This window comes from Acetomicrobium sp. S15 = DSM 107314 (assembly GCF_016125955.1).
Classification (GTDB): domain Bacteria; phylum Synergistota; class Synergistia; order Synergistales; family Thermosynergistaceae; genus Thermosynergistes; species Thermosynergistes pyruvativorans.
On sequence record NZ_JADEVE010000192.1, the window covers coordinates 1 to 332 of the forward strand.

At 52.7% G+C, this 332-nt stretch carries 1 protein-coding gene; it reads left to right on the forward strand.

Features of this window, described 5'->3' with window-relative positions:
* A partial coding sequence (locus EZM41_RS13605; protein ID WP_232619121.1) for a solute carrier family 23 protein occupies positions 1-332 on the forward strand: 332 nt, incomplete at both ends.

Below are 332 nucleotides of genomic sequence, written 5' to 3' on the forward strand. Positions count from 1 at the left end.
GGCTATGGGGATCGCCACTTTGATTCAGACTCATCCGAAGCTCGGTTCCGGCCTTCCTATAGTTCAGGGTTCGTCTTTCAGCTTCATTCCTCCCATCATGACCATAATCGGAGCTTACTTCATCTCGTCGGCTTATAGGGATGCATGGGCCTTCGGCCTACTCATCCTCTTTCTCCTCTTCAGGCCACAAGGCATCTTCGGCGAACCCATATCGGAGAAGGTGTATTTAGGAGACTGGATCCCCGACGGCCTTTTGCCCTTGAAGAGGGAGCTTGACGAGTGCCGGGCGGAGATTGACGCAATGGAATCGACGATCGCAGCTTTGAAACAAT